Annotated in this window: 15 protein-coding genes; 9 read left to right on the plus strand and 6 right to left on the minus strand. The window is 49.2% G+C overall.

Annotated features, from left to right (window positions below):
* Positions 1-4 precede the first annotated feature (4 nt).
* Positions 5-1,237 (minus strand): c-type cytochrome, encoded by a 1,233-nt coding sequence (locus AC5FX6_RS13450; RefSeq protein WP_493597575.1) that lies wholly within the window; start codon positions 1,235-1,237, stop codon positions 5-7.
* A 613-nt stretch (positions 1,238-1,850) separates the two neighbouring features.
* Here AC5FX6_RS13450 and rpsF point away from each other — a divergent pair.
* From rpsF to priA, 7 genes are all read left to right on the plus strand, one after another.
* Complete coding sequence (gene rpsF, locus AC5FX6_RS13455; RefSeq protein WP_493597576.1) at positions 1,851-2,219, plus strand: 30S ribosomal protein S6; 369 nt, start codon at positions 1,851-1,853, stop codon at positions 2,217-2,219.
* A complete protein-coding gene (gene rpsR / locus AC5FX6_RS13460) occupies positions 2,219-2,470 on the plus strand; it encodes a 30S ribosomal protein S18 (RefSeq protein WP_007652662.1) in 252 nt (83 codons plus the stop codon). The genes rpsF and rpsR overlap by 1 nt, the downstream gene beginning before the upstream one ends.
* Positions 2,471-2,482: 12 nt before the next feature.
* Positions 2,483-2,926: a 50S ribosomal protein L9 gene (rplI, locus tag AC5FX6_RS13465; RefSeq protein ID WP_493597577.1), complete on the plus strand. Its 444-nt coding sequence runs from the start codon at positions 2,483-2,485 to the stop codon at positions 2,924-2,926.
* A 19-nt stretch (positions 2,927-2,945) separates the two neighbouring features.
* Positions 2,946-3,107 carry a hypothetical protein gene (locus AC5FX6_RS13470; RefSeq protein ID WP_493597578.1) on the plus strand — a complete coding sequence of 54 codons (162 nt, stop codon included), beginning with the start codon at positions 2,946-2,948 and terminating at the stop codon, positions 3,105-3,107.
* Complete coding sequence (locus AC5FX6_RS13475) at positions 3,094-4,074, plus strand: GSCFA domain-containing protein (protein WP_493597579.1); 981 nt, start codon at positions 3,094-3,096, stop codon at positions 4,072-4,074. Before AC5FX6_RS13470 ends, AC5FX6_RS13475 begins: the two co-directional genes overlap by 14 nt.
* 119 nt (positions 4,075-4,193) lie before the next feature.
* On the plus strand, positions 4,194-6,260 hold the full coding sequence (locus tag AC5FX6_RS13480; RefSeq protein WP_493597580.1) for a thioredoxin domain-containing protein: 2,067 nt from the start codon (positions 4,194-4,196) through the stop codon (positions 6,258-6,260).
* 117 nt (positions 6,261-6,377) lie between these two features.
* Positions 6,378-8,909, plus strand: a complete 2,532-nt coding sequence (gene priA / locus AC5FX6_RS13485; protein WP_493597581.1) for a replication restart helicase PriA — start codon at positions 6,378-6,380, stop codon at positions 8,907-8,909.
* A 204-nt stretch (positions 8,910-9,113) separates the two neighbouring features.
* On the opposite strand, the gene AC5FX6_RS13490 is transcribed toward priA, so the two are convergent.
* The 4 genes from AC5FX6_RS13490 to AC5FX6_RS13505 all read right to left on the minus strand — a co-directional run bounded on the left by AC5FX6_RS13490 (position 9,114) and on the right by AC5FX6_RS13505 (position 14,124).
* Complete coding sequence (locus tag AC5FX6_RS13490; protein WP_493597582.1) at positions 9,114-9,296, minus strand: hypothetical protein; 183 nt, start codon at positions 9,294-9,296, stop codon at positions 9,114-9,116.
* 34 nt (positions 9,297-9,330) lie between these two features.
* Positions 9,331-10,770, minus strand: a complete 1,440-nt coding sequence (locus AC5FX6_RS13495) for an SLC13 family permease (RefSeq protein ID WP_493597583.1) — start codon at positions 10,768-10,770, stop codon at positions 9,331-9,333.
* Positions 10,771-10,882: 112 nt separating this feature from the next.
* Positions 10,883-11,407, minus strand: coding sequence for a DinB family protein (locus tag AC5FX6_RS13500; protein WP_493597584.1), 525 nt, complete (start codon positions 11,405-11,407; stop codon positions 10,883-10,885).
* Positions 11,408-11,577: 170 nt separating this feature from the next.
* Positions 11,578-14,124 (minus strand): M14 metallopeptidase family protein, encoded by a 2,547-nt coding sequence (locus AC5FX6_RS13505; protein WP_493597585.1) that lies wholly within the window; start codon positions 14,122-14,124, stop codon positions 11,578-11,580.
* 222 nt (positions 14,125-14,346) lie between these two features.
* On the opposite strand from AC5FX6_RS13505, the gene AC5FX6_RS13510 reads away from it, so the two are divergent.
* Positions 14,347-15,039, plus strand: coding sequence for a TIGR02117 family protein (locus AC5FX6_RS13510; RefSeq protein WP_493597586.1), 693 nt, complete (start codon positions 14,347-14,349; stop codon positions 15,037-15,039).
* A 5-nt stretch (positions 15,040-15,044) separates the two neighbouring features.
* Here the strand turns inward: AC5FX6_RS13510 and AC5FX6_RS13515 are convergent, their stop codons facing one another.
* A complete protein-coding gene (locus AC5FX6_RS13515; protein WP_493597587.1) occupies positions 15,045-15,662 on the minus strand; it encodes a hypothetical protein in 618 nt (205 codons plus the stop codon).
* Positions 15,663-15,805: 143 nt separating this feature from the next.
* Between AC5FX6_RS13515 and AC5FX6_RS13520 the strand changes: the two genes are divergently transcribed.
* Positions 15,806-17,695: a CocE/NonD family hydrolase gene (locus tag AC5FX6_RS13520; RefSeq protein WP_493597588.1), complete on the plus strand. Its 1,890-nt coding sequence runs from the start codon at positions 15,806-15,808 to the stop codon at positions 17,693-17,695.
* Positions 17,696-17,734 lie beyond the last annotated feature (39 nt).

Here is a 17,734-nt window from a genome sequence, read left to right on the forward strand (position 1 = left end):
CTAATTAGTAGTGGCACTTAGAACACTCTGCACCACCGTTTGATGACACTGTGAAGGCACTCTTCGTGCTTGCTTCGTGTAACTTCACCAGGTTGTCATAATATGCATTTCCTTCTGTGTTAAGAGGAGTTTCGCGGTGACAGTCTATACACCAGCCCATAGTCAGCGGTGAGTACTGATACACTACTTCCATTTCCTGGATAGGACCGTGGCAAGTCTGGCACTCTACACCACCTACCTGCGTGTGCTGGGCGTGGTTGAAATAAGCCAGGTCAGGCAGGTTGTGGATACGCACCCATTCAATCGGCTTGTTACGCTCAATGGCTTTGTAAATCTTCTGAATTTCAGGCGACTCTGTTTTGATCTGGCTATGGCAGTTCATACAGATGTTAGCTGAAGGAATACTGGCACTCTTGCTTTCGTAAACTGTCGTATGGCAGTAGTTACAGTCAATTTGGTGCTCACCAGCGTGCAGTTTGTGAGAGAAGGCAATTGGCTGTGAAGGAGCGTAGCCCTGCTGTATACCAATACCCATTGCCTTTTCAAGCGCCAGATCAAGCAGCACGATCACGAAGATCAGCACTACCAGGGTGCGAACGGCTTTAGACTTGTATATTTTAGAAAAGTCAAAACGCTGGTTTACGATCTCAGCATCATACTCATCAAGCTGCTTATTCTTATTCAAGTAGTTTTTCAACACTGATGTGATCAATAGCAACGTCACAACCAGCACGATCAAAACAACAATCAGAACTACCAGTACGATATCCAGATAACCACCTATGGCACCAATCGCCTCTGTACCAACATTTTCACCTGGTGCAGCAGCTGCAGCATCGCCAGCAACAGGAGCCTCGGCAGCGGCAGTCTCCGCAGATTTGATGTAGGTCAGCATCGATACAATTTCTTCATCAGAGAAATTGAAGGAAGGCATCGCCTGCTTGTTGAACTGGTTGTAAATCGCAATAGCGTCTTTATCACCAGAGGCGATCAAAGCTTGCGAATTTTTAATCCAGCTGATCAACCAAGGCTGCGTTCTGCGCTCATTTACACCTTTCAAACCAGGACCAACGACTACATCGCTTCCCACAGAGTGGCAAACCACGCAGTTGTTCTTATACAGGGACTCGCCTGCACTTACAATACCTGCATCATCTACAGGCAGACTTGCGCCTTGCGCATACCCAGTGGTCGACACTCCAAAAGAGGCCGCCAAGGCAAACAAGAAGGCAATCAAGAATTTGGTTTTTGCTCTTTGTATACAGCTAATCATAGCCAGGACGCTTGTGTTTAGTATAATGGTGAATTTACTTTACGGGCACAAATCTACTACCTGAAACCCATTAATCAAATATTATATGTTTATTTTTACCCCTATACACAATCTCCTATTAAGTGCAATCATCCTCAGGGCATTTTCTGCATTATTTTAACAGAATCAGCTTTTTTATTTAAAATTATTCTAAATAACACAAGTTTTACATACTTCCACTTGTGCTAAATTATCCTGTTTTTTCTTGGTTTTAGCTCTCATAATAGAGCACCCACCCTTGAACTTATAAATACCTGATTTTGTTGCTGTTATCTTTTTGTTCGTCAAACTTCCACTTCTCTATCACTTTTGACGCTTTTTACACTCTATTATATATAGGAGTAGCCTAATCTGTCGGCTTCACCTTTTTGCCACAAGCATGGTTGTCCGATGTTATTGACAGGAAGTATACAGCCTCTCTCCTACTCTCTGTAATTTTGATTGCCTCTTCACAAGCATTTATTTTAGTGCAAGTTTTTGTAATACAGAATCATTGCCGTATATTTGCACCCTAAAACAAAAAAATTCTCATAACCAAATGGAATTAAAAAATTACGAAACGGTCTTCATTCTGACGCCTCTGTTGAACGAGACGCAGATGCAGGAAACGGTCGAGAAGTTCAGACAGGTGCTTAAGGAAAATAGCGCCGAAATTATCCACGAAGAGAACTGGGGTCTACGTAAGCTTGCTTACCCAATCCAGAAGAAATCTACTGGTTTCTACCACCTCATCGAGTTTAAGGCTCCATCTAATGTAATTGATGTGCTTGAGCTGGCTTATCGCCGCGACGAAAAAGTTGTTCGCTTCTTAACTACTGCCCTTGATAAGCATGCTATTGCTTACAACGAGCGCAGAAGAAAAGGCGAGTTTAAATCACAGGCTAAAAAAGAGGAGGTTAAAGCATAATGAGCCTAGTAAACGAAAGAGTACACAAACAAGAAAACCGTCAGAAATACTGCCGCTTCAAAAAAAGCGGTATCAAGTACATTGACTACAAAGACGGTAACTTCCTGCTTAAGTTCGTGAACGAGCAGGGCAAGATTCTTCCAAGAAGATTGACAGGTACTAGCCTGAAGTTCCAGCGTAAAGTGTCTCAGGCTGTTGCCCGTGCACGCCACCTGGCTATTTTACCTTATGTAACTGATTCTTTAAAATAAGGAGGTACGAACATGGAAGTAATACTTAAAGATGACGTTAAGCACCTTGGTTACAAAAACGATATCGTTTCAGTAAAGCCAGGATATGGCCGTAACTACCTGATCCCACAGGGTCTTGCAGTTTTGGCTGACAAAACGAATAAGAAAGTACTTGAAGAGAACATGCGTCAGGCTGCTCACAAAGTAGAGAAAATCCAGAACGACGCGCAGGAGCTTGCTAACAGCATCGGCGATATCACTTTGGAAATCCCTACTAAAGTTGGTGAGACTGGTAAAATCTTCGGTTCTATCACAACTACTCAGCTTGCTGATGCTCTTAAGACAAAGGGTTACGATGTAGATCGCAAGCGCATTTCTTTCGATCAGGATGTTAAAACAGCTGGTGAGTATACTGCTACACTGAACCTGCACAAAGAAGTGAAGCACCAGATTCGCTTTAACGTAGTAGCTGAGTAATCTTAGCCACTTGTAAGCATTGAAAGCGCCCTGCCCAACAGCAGGGCGCTTTTTTTATTTCCCACTTCCAGCTAATTTGCGCTATACCTATACCTATACCTATACCTATACCTATACCTATACCTATACCTATACCTATACCTATACCTATACCTATACCTATACCTATGTTCCGAACTGAAATACATGTGCCTGCCAGTGGTCTTGATATCAGCTTATCAAGTGGGATCGTAACGATGGGCTCTTGTTTTGCTGAAGTGATAGGCGGAAAGCTGCAGGAGAACAAGGCACAGGTGTTGGTCAATCCTTTCGGTACAATTTTCAACCCACTGTCTGTTAATAAGCTTTTAAGAGCTTCAGTGAGTGGTTCCCATTCGATTGCTGACAATCTTGTGCAGCAACATGGTATCTGGTACGCTTATGACCTGCATTCTTCCCTCTCTTCCAGTTCACGCGAAGACTTGCTAGAGCGTATTGAGGAGCAGCTGTTCCGAATGCGTCAGGCTTTGAAGCAAGCCAGCCTCTTGATCATTACCTTGGGGACAGCAGTTGGCTATCGCTTGCAGAGCTCCGGTGAAGTTGTGGCCAATTGTCATAAACTACCCGCTCGGCAGTTCAGTCGCGAGCTCCTGCCGCTTGGCTTACTTCTAAGTGATTTTGATCAAACCCTGGAAAACCTCCGCCAATTCAATCCCGAACTACAGGTATTGCTCACCGTCAGCCCCGTACGTCACATTAAAGAGACAATCGAAGTCAATAGCGTCAGCAAATCCATATTGAGGCTACTCTGCCACGAGGTCGTTTCCAAACACAAGCAGGTACGCTACTTCCCCGCTTACGAGATCATGTTGGACGACCTGCGCGATTACCGCTTTTATGGTCGCGATATGGTGCACCCCACTGAGATAGCTGAAGATTACATCTGGGAGAAATTTGTGGGCGCCTACTTAAACTCAGAATTCAGAGACTTTCTGAAGGAATGGGAGAAGATACGGCGTGCAATCGCTCACCGCCCCTTTCATCCTACTTCGGAGGCTCATCAGCATTTCCTGAAAGCGACAATCAGGCAGTTACATCAACTATCCACCAAGTATAAACTTGACACCATGGAGGAAGAAAAAGCATTGAAGGAACAGCTCATTAGTTAATTCCCCGGTATAAAAGCTGCGTCACCTTTCCAACTAGCTGCTAAACACCTTGTCATCAGCATACTTTTGACAGCCTTGCCCGTAGGTATAGAATGCCAAAAGCCTGCAAAACGATGACGATGGCCCAAAGAAAAGACAAACCCAACAGACTGATCAGTGAAAGCAGCCCTTACCTGCTGCAGCATGCCTACAACCCGGTGGATTGGTATCCATGGGGCACCGAGGCGTTGCAAAAAGCAAAACAAGAGGACAAGCCCATTCTGGTAAGCATTGGCTATGCGGCCTGCCATTGGTGCCATGTGATGGAGCACCAATCCTTTGAGGACGAGAAGATCGCAGATGTGATGAACAAGCACTTTGTGTGCATCAAAGTGGATCGGGAAGAACGCCCGGATGTGGATGCTGTGCACATGGATGCTTTACAGGCCATGGGTCTGCAGGGAGGCTGGCCGCTCAATGTCTTCCTGAACTCAGAGGCGAAGCCGTTTTATGGCGGCACCTACTTCACACCACAGCAGTGGGTCAACCTGTTGCTCAACATTTCCGAAGCTTATAAAAAAGACAGGGAGGGGCTAGATAAGACTGCTGAGCAGTTTGTGCAGCATCTTAACCTGAGCGAACTGAAAAGATTCGGTCTAACGCCAGCCAAGGATCAGCCGAGTGAGGCAGAGTTTGAGGAAATATACAGCAACCTGGCAAAGCAATTTGACAAGAAGCATGGTGGACTGGGCAGTGCGCCCAAGTTTCCGATGCCTGCTAATTATCTATTCCTGCTCCGTTATTATTATCATACTGAGAATACCGCAGCCATGATGCATCTGAACCTGACCTTGCGCGAAATGGCTTACGGCGGTATTTACGACCAGATCGGTGGTGGATTCGCACGCTATTCAGTCGATGAGAAATGGCTGGCGCCCCACTTCGAGAAAATGCTTTATGACAACGGACAGCTGATTAGCCTCTATTCGGAGGCCTTTCTCCTCACCAAAGAACCGCTGTACAAAGATGTCGTGTATGAAACAATAGCTTTTGCGGAGCGTGAACTGATGAGCGAAGAAGGCGGGTTTTATTCCTCACTCGATGCAGACAGCGAGGGCGTTGAGGGCAAGTTCTACGTTTTTACACGCAAAGAACTGCAGGACCTGTTGAAAGAAGAAGAGCCGATCTTTTCGAAATATTACCATGTGACCACCACTGGCAATTTTGAGCACGGACAGAACATCCTGCACCGGCGCATCAGTGACGAGCACTTTGCCAAAGAAAACGAACTGGAATTGGAGGTATTGGAGGAAATGGTGAAGACCTGGAAAGAGAAGCTGATGGAAGTCCGTTCCCAGCGTATCCGACCCGGTCTGGATGACAAAATCCTCTGCTCCTGGAATGCCATCATGTTGAAAGGCCTGGCCGACGCTTACTATACCTTCGGCAACAAGCACTTTCTCCATCTGGCTGTGCGCAATGCCGATTTCTTACTCCAGCATCTGAAGCAAGGCAATAAGCTGTATCATAACTACAAAAAAGGCACTGCATCCATTGATGGTTTCCTGGAAGACTATGCGCTGTTGATCCGCGCATTGATCCGGGTATACGAAATCACCTTCAATGAAAAATACCTGCAGGAGGCAAAGCAGCTGACGGACTATACCCTGACCAACTTCTTTGATGAGCAGGAGCAGTTGTTCTTCTTCACAGATCAGAACGCAGAAAAACTGGTGGCACGCAAGAAAGAGTTGCTCGACAATGTGATCCCGTCTTCAAACTCCGTCATGGCCACAAACCTATATCTGCTGGGGCTTTACTTTGACGAGGAGCACTATCAGGAGCTTTCTGATATGATGCTGTCTAAAGTTAAGGAGCTTGTGGTGAAAGAGCCGGGACATATGGGTAACTGGGCTAGTCTGTATTTCCATAAACTGCAGCCTACTGCGGAAATAGCCATTGTAGGGCACCTGGCACCAGAGATGCGGTCAGAGCTAAGTTCGTTTTACATACCTAACATGTTGCTGGCCGGCACTCAAAAGCAAAGCGAGCTTCCCTTGCTAAAAGATCGCTTTGCCATCGAAGGCAAAACAACGGTTTACGTGTGCTATAACAAAACATGCCAGCTACCGGTGTACACCGCCGCCGAGGCCCTGGAGCAGTTACAAAAGGGAAATGGAGTGAATCCGAAATTCCCATCGCTGTAGGTATAGCTTCTTCTCTTGCTGAAAGGAATGGAGCAGGTATAGCCATCCCTTGTTGAAAGCCTTCGGGAATTCCATGCTTTTTTGCGACATTTGCATGTATAACCTATACCTGCGCCCTTGTCAGAGTTACTCAATTTCAATTACCCGCCGGAACCGGCCGTGGACCGCGTCACCCTTTTTGCCGACGTGATTTTGCCACTGCCGTTGCCGAAACTTTATACCTACCGTATTCCCTTCGACATGAACGACGAAGTGCTGGTAGGCGCCCGGGTCATTGTACAGTTTGGTGGCAAGCGTGTGCTTAGCTGCATTGTAGCCGACATCCACGAAAACGCACCCACTGACTACCAGGCCAAGTACATCTTGGACGTGCTGGACGACAAACCGATCGTCACAACGCCTCAGCTCAAACTTTTCCGCTGGATTGCTGACTACTACATGTGCACCATCGGGGAAGTGATCAATGCGGCGTTGCCATCGGCGCTGAAGCTTAGCAGCGAGTCGCGCATACAGCTGCACCCGCATTTTAATCCTGAAGAAGACGATACACCGCTGGCTTCGCAAGAAGTCAAGATCATCTATGCCTTGCAGCAAAATCCTGCTCTTACTTTTACGGAAGTGGGTAATCTGCTGCAGATCAAGAACTACCACAAGTACATCAAGTCGCTGATCCAGAAAGAGGCGATCATCATATTTGAGCAGGTGAGTGACCGTTTCTCACCTAAAGTGGTTAAGAAGATCCGGTTGACAGAGCATTTTGTGCAGGAGGAAGGCATGCTGGAAGAGCTTTTCAACCAGCTGGCCACCAAACCCAAGCAACTCGACATTCTGCTCAACTACTTGCAAAAAGTGCCGGTGCACCAGAACATCCATCTCAATGCGGCAGGTATAGAGAAGAGTGCGCTGGCCAACAACCCGCACCTTTCAAAGTCATCCATCGACTCCCTGATCAAGAAAGGCGTGTTCGAGCAGTTTGACCAGATCATTTCCCGCTTCCCCATTGATAACACGGTGCCACTCCAGCCCATGAAGCTGTCAGAGCATCAGGAGCAGGCCAAAGACGAGATTCTGGGTCTTTTCAAAGAGAAAGACACGGTGCTCCTGCATGGTGTGACCGGCAGTGGTAAGACGGAGGTATACATCGATCTGATCAAGCATGCGCTGGAGGCCGGCGGACAAGTGCTCTACCTGCTCCCCGAAATCGCGCTGACCGCCCAGATCGTAACCCGCCTGATAAAGGTGTTCGGTGATAAACTGGGCATTTACCACTCTAAGTTTTCTGACAATGAGCGGGCTGAGGTATGGCAAGGCGTGTTATCTGGCCGTTTCCAGATGGTGGTGGGTGTGCGCTCGGCGGTTTTCCTGCCTTTCCATAACCTATCGCTGATCATAGTCGACGAAGAGCACGAGCCCAGCTACAAGCAGTATGACCCCGCTCCCCGGTATAACGCCCGTGAAACAGCCCTGATGATGGGACATTTGCAGGGCGCTAAAACCCTGCTTGGATCCGCCACGCCTTCCATCGAGACCTACTACAACTGCAAGACAGGCCGCTGGGGACTGGTGACGATGAGCAAACGCTTCGGCGAGGCGCAGCTGCCCACAATCGAATTGATCAACGTACGCGAAGAGCAGCAACGCAAAAACATGCACAGCCACTTCTCAGGCAAGCTGGTTACCGCCATTGAGGAGCGACTGGCAAAGCAGGAGCAGGTTATCCTGTTCCAGAACCGTCGGGGCTATGCGCCTTTCGTTAGCTGCGACGAATGCTCATGGATACCCAAGTGCCAGCACTGTGCTGTGAGCCTCTCCTACCACAAGTATAACAACGAGCTGCGTTGTCACTACTGTGGCTACCACGAACGCATGCCGCACGACTGTCCGGCTTGCGGAGCCACGACCCTCAAAGCGATGGGTTTCGGAACGGAGAAGGTTGAAGATGACTTGAAACTGATGCTGCCCAATGCCGAGGTGCAACGCATGGACCTGGACACGACCAAGAAGAAAAACAGCTACCAGCAGATCATCTCCGACTTCGAGAGTGGCAAAACCAATGTGCTGATTGGCACGCAGATGGTCACTAAAGGCCTGGATTTTGAAAATGTGAGTCTGGTAGGTATACTCAACGCCGACAGCATCATTCACTTCCCTGATTTCCGGGCGCACGAGCGGGCCTATCAGCTGTTTGTGCAGGTAAGCGGACGGGCAGGCCGCAAGGGCAAGCCGGGTACCGTATTGATCCAAACACGTGACCCGTTGCAGCCGATCTTCCGCAAGGTACACAGCAACGACTATACCTCGCTCTACGAGCACGAGATAGAGGAACGTATGCGTTTTGGCTATCCGCCATTCGCACGCATGATCCGCATCACCGTGAAGCATGTTGACGAGAAAGTATCGGAAAACGCTGCGATTGTGCTCGCCAAGGACCTGACGGATCAGCTGAGTAGCCAATTAGTTCTCGGGCCTGAAGTGCCTTACATTTTCAAGATCCGGAACCTGTTCTTGAATGAGATCCATGTGAAACTTCCACGTGAGAACGTCAACTTACGGGCAGCCAAGCAAGCTATTGCCAAAGTGATACAGCAGCTATACCTGCTACCAGACTTTAAAGGAGTGCGTGTCGTAGCCGATGTGGATCCGGCCTAATAACTGGACCTGAGACGCTGGGATAGAAGGAAAGGACGCTAACGAACCGCTCAAAAAAATATTTTATTTTTTAAAAGCAGCTGCAACCTTGGCAAAAACCGGGGCGTATAAAGAGTACCTTTGGCTAAAAGTTGAAAGCCTGAAAGTTGAGAATGCCTACCAAGACATTTTTTAACTTTCAGGTTTTTCTCTTTATATCCCCTCCTACTGCTGTGGTTTGTTTCTGTTCAGCAACACCACATACATGATCCCGAACCCGAGAAAAGCAATTAGGAAAAAGATATCCATCCATTCGTACTCTCCCTGCATGATCTGCCAGCCTTTAACCCCTGCAAACACAAAGCAGGCAATGGCGAGTAAAATTCTGAATAATCGTTGGTTAGGCATAAGCTTCTTTTGGGTGCAGGTACAAGGTATAAAATCAGAAGGACATATAGAATTTCACCCAGGCCGTGATCACGATCGTGCCTGCCAGATTTAGCAGCAAACCTGTGCGTGCCATCGTACTGATGGGTACTTGTTTACTTCCGTACACGATAGCATTGGGCGGTGTAGCCACGGGCAACATAAAGGCCATGCTACAAGCCACCACAACGCCAAGCACAGGGTATAGCTCCGGCAGTTGCAGTTGGTTGAGAATACCGATAATGATCGGCACAAAGGTAATGGCAATAGCGGTATTGGAACTCACCTCGGTCAGCATCAGCACACCACCCACCAGTACAAGAATCAGTATGATCAGCTGCTCCGGATTAACGAATGTGGTAATACTGGCTCCAATCACATCGGCCAGGCCGGAACTCACTACCAGTTGCCCCAGCGCCATACCGCCGCCGAATAGCAGGATTGTATCCCAGTCGATGCGCACCAGGTCAGCGGCTGTGAGCGTGCCCTCTCCCCCATTCTCCTGCCCGGGTGGAATCAAAAAGAGTAGCAGCGCAGCTAAAACTGCCACGGTGCTTTCAGCGAAATAGGTGCTCATAAAGGTGTAAGCGGCTTCCATTCCCAGCAGATTGAACACACCTGGACTTAACCAGAGAATTACAGCCAGTGTGAACACCCCCATCGTGATCTGCTCTCCTTTGGAAATAGGCGGTTGCGTTAGGCTCTGCGCTTCCACATATGCCCGTATACCTGCCGCGCTGAAGCGAAACTTCTTCAGAAACCAGCGAACATACAGCAACATAATCGCATACATGCTCAGTGAGATAGGCAGGGCCATCATCATCCACTGCAGGAAATCAATGCTGATGCCTTCTTTGGCCAGGTAGTTTACCCCGATCAGGTTAGGCGGCGAACCGATGATCGTGCTCACACCTCCAATCGAAGCACTGTAGGCTATACCCAGCAGGAAGAAAGGGGCAGGACTTTTACGCGATTCAGGTTCCTGGATGAGTTGCAGCACCCCGATGGTAAGCGGCAACAGCATAGCCACCGTCACAGAGTTGCTCACCCACATCGACAGCACGTAAGACACCAGCGAGAAACCCAGAAACATACTAAACAGGCTCTTCTGAAAGACTGGCCGTGACAAGATGAAAAGAGCCAGGCGCTTATCAAGACCGTGCCGGGTCATAGAGCGGGCCAGCAGAAAGCTACCAATAAAGAGCAGAATAATAGGATGCCCCAGGTTTTGGAAAGCAGTACTGATATCCGCTATACCTGTCAGGATGGCCATGATCACACCCAGGAAGGCCGTCATCGATAATGGGATCACCTCCGTCATCCAGAAGACCAGGCAAAAAATCATGATGGTCGCCACCTTGCGGGCCTGAGGTTCCAGTCCGTCGGTCAGCCACCACATCATGATAGCCAACAAGGGCGCCAGTAGCAAGCCTATGTTTCTTCTGGATAAAGTCATGGATATAAATATAGCTATAAATCCGATGCTGAGAACCGGAGTACAGGTATAATGTAAGACTTGTTTTTAGTGCTCTGCTACTGGTTTACAGCACTCGGAATTGACTCTATACCTAGATAAGGTAGCGTTGCTTGATGATGTTGAGGTGATGGATCTCGTGACCCAATATGGCAAAACCCAGCGCTCTGACAGATACGCTTCGTCCACTGGCTATACCTGTTTGGTTCAGCATTTCGTCGTCAAAGCCTTTAAACAGCTCAATAGTGGCCTGTCTAACAGCCGCATATTCCGCCAGAATAGACGTTATCTGTCTTGCATCCGCTTTGCTATGTTCCGCATAGGCATTTTCGTCGAAGCCTGGCAGCTCCGTTTTATCATGGCGGGCGAAGCAGAGGGCACGGTAGGCAAATATGCGCTCGGTATCAGCCATGTGCACCAGCATCTCTTTGATAGACCACTTACCGGGCTGGTAACGGTAGTTCAACTGTTGCTCTTTGAGTGAGAGCATGAAGTTAACGATATACTCTTCGCTTGCAGACAAAGCAGACAACAGGTCGTCGGTATTAGCATTGCCAATGTAGCTGTTGAAAAACTCGTCGTACTCAGCTGGATTGGGCGCACTGATCATTCTGTCCATAGTTTTGGGGTTTTGGTAGTAGGGTTATAGGTATACGTGAAGGTACAAATTATACGCGTATCCTTATATGCGTCAGCGATAAAAAGCATCGGCCTGACTTTAGTAAGCCAGGCCGATGCTTTTGTAAAATTATGACTACTTTGATACTGACTGTTTAACCAGTTAAATGATTATTGCCCTACCAGGAACACGGCATTGCCGAAGAGTAACTTGCCATTGTGCCAGAAACCGCGGAACAACGGGTTGTCGGCCAGGTATACCACCTGTCCCCTGCCCATCGGCTGCGTACCAAGGATCAGGGCATCTTTCAAACGCTCTTTTGCCTTAGCTCCCACAAATCCGGTGGCATAGTTGTCCTTTTTGAGCACACCTACGTTCCAGGCGTCTTTCATGAAGCTGAAGGTGTCGGAGGTACGCACCAGCGCATAGTAAGTGTCACCGTAGCCAAAAGCAAGCGGATGCGTTTTATCGAGATTTACGCGGAACACACTGCCTTGCACATCCTCTGAGATAGCATCGCGCTCACGGTCGCCGTAAGCACGTAGCAGACGGTATGGGTCCTCTTTCGTTTCTTTGGCTTTCTCTTTCTCAGCGGCTTCTCCTCCATTCTTCTTTTGCAGATTGAAGTCTTTTTTGCCCGCTAGGAATCCTGCGGCACTTTCCATAGCAATTAGCTTACCGCCGCCACGTATCCAGTTCTTCACCTGCTCCAATGTTTGCTCATTCAGCACGCGGCTATAGGAACCTGCAGGCAAAATCAGCACATCAAACTCGTGCAGCGGCACATTGCCAAAATAGCCTGTACCTAGTACCGTAACCGGGTAGCCTATCTGCTGCTCGAAGTAATGCCAGATCTCACCAAAAGCATAAGGCGACACGCCCTCACCGGACATAACGGCCACCTTCGGCATTTTGAGGAAGCGCACACTGCCTGATCCGAAGTCAGCTCCACTGCTCACGAAGCCCGTCGTAGCTGCCTGCAGCGTTACGCCATGCTTCTCTGCCGTAGTGCGTACCACGGCGTCCAGTTTATCGCCCATACCTTCGTTGCCCGTACGGGTGATGATCAGCGTACCTGCATCGTACTGGCGCTTTTCCATCTCAAACGGCTTCTCCGACATGCGTACCTTTACTTTCTGCGCCATCAGCTCGGTCAGGAACTTTACGTCCTGCAGACTGTTCCAGCGGGCCAGGTAAGCAAATGGCCGCTCTACTGCGATCGCATTGGTGGCTTTGGCTGGCTTTTGGTTGCTCGGCTCCAGGCGGCTCTTCAAAGCATAAGCCTGCAATCCAAAAGCGTAAGGCATAGCCCAGGAAGTGATATCATAGGTCAGTGAATCCTCAAGATTAGAACTTGGTTCGAACAGCACCTTTACCAAAGTTGATTTTGGCTGATACATGCTCACGACAAGATCGCTCTGATTCACCCGTACGCTTTCTTCTTTGCCTGTCGCGTAGTTGTATCCTTTAGCTGAGCTGCTCTTGCCAGCGTAGCCATATCTGATCTGCTGCTGATCGAGGTAGTCAGTCAGTGCCTTAAGGTTACCGGCGCTTCGATCATCGGCCCGGAACACGAAGGTCTTGTAATCGCCTCCTGGCTTCTTCAGGTTATTGTCGTAGTACTTGCGGAACTCCTGCGTCAGTTGGTCTGCTTTTTCGGCTGTTGCCTGCAAAGTGGCCAGGCTGGCGATGTGGTGATGGGCGATACGGTCGGTCAAGGTGAGGGTGTCGCCGTCCTGCTTTTTGTAAGCTAAACCCGCACGCCCGGATCCACCCTGCTCATACGTCATGCCAATGGCGCCATTAAAAGTTGGCCAGGTGTCACCGTAGCTTGGGTAAAACAGATCAAAGTTTTCGCGGGTGAAGTAGAGCCAGTTGTTCTTGTCGAAGTACTGACGGTTGTAGTCACCGATCGTGTACTGAAAGTCACGCTGCCATGGGGTGATGCTCTCGTGCAGCGGCTTGGCGGCTGGCGAGAAATAGTAAGGTGACTCCGGGCCCATTTCGTGGAAGTCGGCGTGCACCTGCGGTAGCCACTGGTTATATTGAGTCATGCGCTGCTTCGACTCGATCTGTGTCTGCCAGGCCCAGTCGCGGTTCAGGTCAAAGTAATAGTGGTTGGGTCTGCCGCCTGGCCATGGCTCGTAGTGCTCCCAGGCATAAGGCGAGGCATTGCCACCCTGGTTCTGGGTTTGCTTGTACCACTGCACGTAGCGCTCACGCCCGTCCGGGTTCACGCAAGGGTCCAGGATCACTACGGTGTTTTCCAGCCACTTCTTGGTTTGCTGATTGTTTGGGTCTACCAGATCGTACAGCACCTGCAGCACTGCCTCACTGCTTACCGACTCATTGCCGTGGATGTTGTAGCTCATCCAAAGGATAGCCGGCTGCTTGCCTTGTACCTGTCCGTTGGCTATACCTGCCTGCCGCAGGTTATTTTCACGAATCTGCTCCAGGCGTGGCAGGTTCTCGTCGCTGGCTACATAGGCTAGTAGCAGTGGTCTGCCTTCGTAGGTTTTGCCGTACTCCTGCACTCTGATGCGGTTTGGAGCCTGCTGTGCCAGGTATTGCACGTAGTCTGTTATGCGGGCATGCGTTGTAAACTCTTCGCCCAAGGTATAGCCCAGAAACTGCGCGGGTGTTTGCAAGGCTTGCTGCTGCGCCATAGCCGATTGCAAACTCAGCAACACGAGGGCAAAAGCGAATAGTCGCTTCATTGTGTTTTGCATGATGTATCTCTTTAAAGAAGGATATTTGTGGTATAGGAAATAAAGTCACAATCTGCGCAAAAAAGCTGAATTTGACAATTTTATACCTGCAAAGACTGTCTATACAATGATCTGAGAGCAGAGGGGCTCAGCATGGTGGAATTTTAGCAGGCGGGCTACGGTTTATTTTCTATACCTGACACCAAACTGCTTATGTGCGTACCTATAGCTATGTATCTGTTTTGGCGAAAAACCGGCAAAGGCCTATTGGCATTTTTGGCAGGACTGGCTTTGATGACCGTACTGTACGTACTGGCTGGGTTAACGCTGGGCAGTATACCTGTCAACAGCAGTTATGCCCAGACAACACAAGGTATAGAGGTCTTTGTGACTGACAATGGGGTGCATACGGACCTGGTGCTGCCTGTCAAGACCGACATCATCGACTGGCGTGACAGGTTGCATGTACGCGACTATGCAGGCGCCGACAGCTCATTTACGCACGTAGGCTTTGGCTGGGGTGACCGGCAATTTTATATGGAAACGCCCGAATGGAAAGACCTTACGATCACGACAGCCATCACCTCCCTCTTTTGGCCTACCCGCACCGCCATGCACGTGGAGTACATTGCCAAACCGCTCCGCCAAAACCAATACCAGCAACCTGTGATGATCACTCCGGCGCAGTACCAGGCTTTGGTACAGTATATTCTGGACAGCTTTCAACAGCAACCCAATGGCGAATTCCTATTGATCGAAGGAATGGGTTACCACAGTCGGGATAACTTCTATGAAGCACATGGCAAGTTTCATCTTTTCAAAACCTGCAACGGCTGGGTGAACGGTGGCCTCAAAGCCATGGACCACCGAGCTGCTTTCTGGGCACCTTTCTCTTTTTCAGTGATGCGACAGGTCCGAAATTAAGCGCTTTACCTCCTGTCAACTGCCAGTGGTTCTTCTGGATTATAGACCGCATACAAGGTTCCCAGTTTAGAGTTGAGCCCCATGATGGGCGTACTTACTTTAATGCTGGTTGAGTCAGAGGTGTCCAGTGTGACGTCTTCTGTTTTGAGCAGGTCCGGACTGAAATGGCTTTCAAATGCCTCTCCCTTGTATTTCTGATTCGTGGTGCTGATAATTTTCCCATTGGCATCGGCTACCAGCAGCAACTCAAAGTTAGGCTCCTGCACAAATTGGTAAAGATATTGGTCCACCTGCTCCACATTGCCAGATAGCAAGGCTGTGCGCACCGACCAGGCGAAAGGCATCATCAGCGTTCGCAGCAGGTAAGCCGTATTGTCGTTGATGCGTTGGTTAGCGGCTGCTACCACTGCCTCCCGATCCTGCGCCGCCTTTTCCTGAGCGTCTCTGATCTGGTTATTCTTCGACGTATTCAGAATTAACAGGGTAATCAGAAAAGCAGCAAGAAGCAGTAGCGGCACATAAAAGACAGGCTTGCGAATCATACCTTGTAAACTGTTTTCCCGGTATGGCCTCTTTGGAGGTCTGTCCTTTTCGTAGTCGGTTGGATGTAAATCATTTTCCATAGCAACGATAATTTAGTGTTTCTTCCCCGGTCCTGTTTCAATTGGCACAGGTTATACCTCAATATGAGTGGGATGTACTTAATTATACGCTGAGATTCCTATATTTAGGTGGCTAATTTGTTATTAATCCTAAACTTCTTTCAATGCGTAAGATACACCCTCTTATTCGTTCGGTTGTCGTACTGCTTGCCATCTGGCTTTATGCTGGTGAAGCGTTGGCACAAAAGATCAACCAGGACTCCCTCTTTATTCGCGAGCATTACATCAAACAGGAGTACCAGGTGCCGATGCGCGACGGCAAAAAGCTATTCACTGTGGTTTACTCTCCAAAGAACCAAAGTAAAAAGCATCCTATCATGCTGAACCGAACACCCTATTCGGTTGGCCCTTATGGTGAAGGATACAAAACGTCCCTAGGTCCCAGTCCTACGATGTTGCGGGAAGGCTACATTTTTGTATACCAGGATGTGCGCGGTGCCTATATGTCAGAAGGCACATTCGTGAACATGACGCCGCATGTGGCGGACAAAAAAGGCAAAAAGGATATTGATGAAAGCACCGACACTTACGACACCGTAGACTGGCTGGTGAAAAACCTAAAAAATAGCAACAAGCGTGTCGGACAGTGGGGCATCTCCTACCCCGGCTTTTACGCTGCTGCCGGCCTGATGAGCAACCACCCGGCCCTCAAAGCGGTTTCGCCACAGGCACCTATTGCCGACTGGTTCTGGGATGATTTTCACCACAACGGGGCTTTCTTCCTGCCGCACGCTTTCAACTTCCTGGCCAGTTTTGGACTTCCCCGTCCGGAGCCAACGCCGAACCGCAACCCACGCTTCGATCACGGCACCCCTGATGGCTATGAGTTCTTCATGCGCATGGGTCCGCTGAAAAATGCCAACGAGGTATACTACAAAGATCAGGTGGCTTTTTGGAACGAGATGGCTGCTCACCCGAACTACGACAAATTCTGGCAGGACCGTAATATTCTGCCGCATCTCAAAAACCTGAAAGGCACAGCTGTGATGACCGTGGGTGGCTGGTATGATGCCGAAGACCTGTACGGTCCGTTGAAGATCTACCAACACATCGAAAAGAACAACCCGAAACTCACCAACATGCTGGTGATGGGCCCATGGGTGCATGGCGGCTGGGCTCGTGGCGATGGCAGTAGCATTGGCAACGTGCATTTCGGACAAGCCAACTCCCCTTGGTATCAGCAAAACGTAGAAGCTAAATTCTTCGCCCACTACCTGAAAGACGATGCCAAAAACCCGGTCAAGCTACCAGAAGCCATCATGTTTGAAGGCGGTACTAACCAGTGGCGTGAGTTCGAGACATGGCCTCCAAAAGCAGTACAGGAGAAAACGCTATACCTGCACGCCAACGGTAAGATGAGCTTTGAAGCGCCAAAAGCAGGCTCAACAGAGGCCAGCGAATACATCAGCGACCCTGCTAAGCCCGTGCCTTTTACAGAGGCCATCGCCACCGGTATGACCCGCGAGTATATGACCGATGACCAGCGCTTTGCCAGCCGCAGACCTGACGTACTGACTTTCCAAACGGACGTGCTGACTGAAGACATGACACTGGCAGGTGAGATACTGGCACAACTGAAAGTAGCCACCACCGGTACTGATGCTGACTGGGTGGTGAAGCTGATCGATGTATACCCGGACACAGCTGCAGCGTATACTCACCAGCTAGGCAAGCCGATGGGCGGCTATCAGCAGATGGTGCGCAGTGAGGTATTCCGTGGTCGCTTCCGCAATAGCTTTGAAAAGCCAGAGCCTTTTGTGCCTAACCAAGTGGCGGCTGTGAATGTGGAATTGCAGGACGTGCTTTATACCTTCAGGAAAGGTCACCGCATTATGGTACAGATCCAAAGCTCTTGGTTCCCGCTGGTAGACCGCAACCCACAGAAGTATGTGGACAACATCTTTGAGGCCAATGAAGAAGACTTCATAAAAGCCACCCACAAAGTATACCACTCACCACAGCAGCCTACAAGTTTGAAAGTAAGAGTGCTCTAACAGGTATATCCTTCTCAGATAAATAGGTATCAAGCAAAA

The organism is Pontibacter sp. LHS2 (genome assembly GCF_058932845.1).

Coding starts and splice junctions, on each gene's coding strand:
- AC5FX6_RS13500 (WP_493597584.1), bottom strand. CDS start 11,407: ATGGACAGAATGATCAGTGCGCCCAATCCAGCTGAGTACGACGAGTTT.
- rpsF (WP_493597576.1), top strand. CDS start 1,851: ATGGAATTAAAAAATTACGAAACGGTCTTCATTCTGACGCCTCTGTTG.
- AC5FX6_RS13510 (WP_493597586.1), top strand. CDS start 14,347: ATGTATCTGTTTTGGCGAAAAACCGGCAAAGGCCTATTGGCATTTTTG.
- AC5FX6_RS13515 (WP_493597587.1), bottom strand. CDS start 15,662: ATGGAAAATGATTTACATCCAACCGACTACGAAAAGGACAGACCTCCA.
- AC5FX6_RS13480 (WP_493597580.1), top strand. CDS start 4,194: ATGGCCCAAAGAAAAGACAAACCCAACAGACTGATCAGTGAAAGCAGC.
- AC5FX6_RS13505 (WP_493597585.1), bottom strand. CDS start 14,124: ATGAAGCGACTATTCGCTTTTGCCCTCGTGTTGCTGAGTTTGCAATCG.
- rplI (WP_493597577.1), top strand. CDS start 2,483: ATGGAAGTAATACTTAAAGATGACGTTAAGCACCTTGGTTACAAAAAC.
- AC5FX6_RS13495 (WP_493597583.1), bottom strand. CDS start 10,770: ATGACTTTATCCAGAAGAAACATAGGCTTGCTACTGGCGCCCTTGTTG.
- AC5FX6_RS13475 (WP_493597579.1), top strand. CDS start 3,094: ATGTTCCGAACTGAAATACATGTGCCTGCCAGTGGTCTTGATATCAGC.
- rpsR (WP_007652662.1), top strand. CDS start 2,219: ATGAGCCTAGTAAACGAAAGAGTACACAAACAAGAAAACCGTCAGAAA.
- AC5FX6_RS13490 (WP_493597582.1), bottom strand. CDS start 9,296: ATGCCTAACCAACGATTATTCAGAATTTTACTCGCCATTGCCTGCTTT.
- AC5FX6_RS13520 (WP_493597588.1), top strand. CDS start 15,806: ATGCGTAAGATACACCCTCTTATTCGTTCGGTTGTCGTACTGCTTGCC.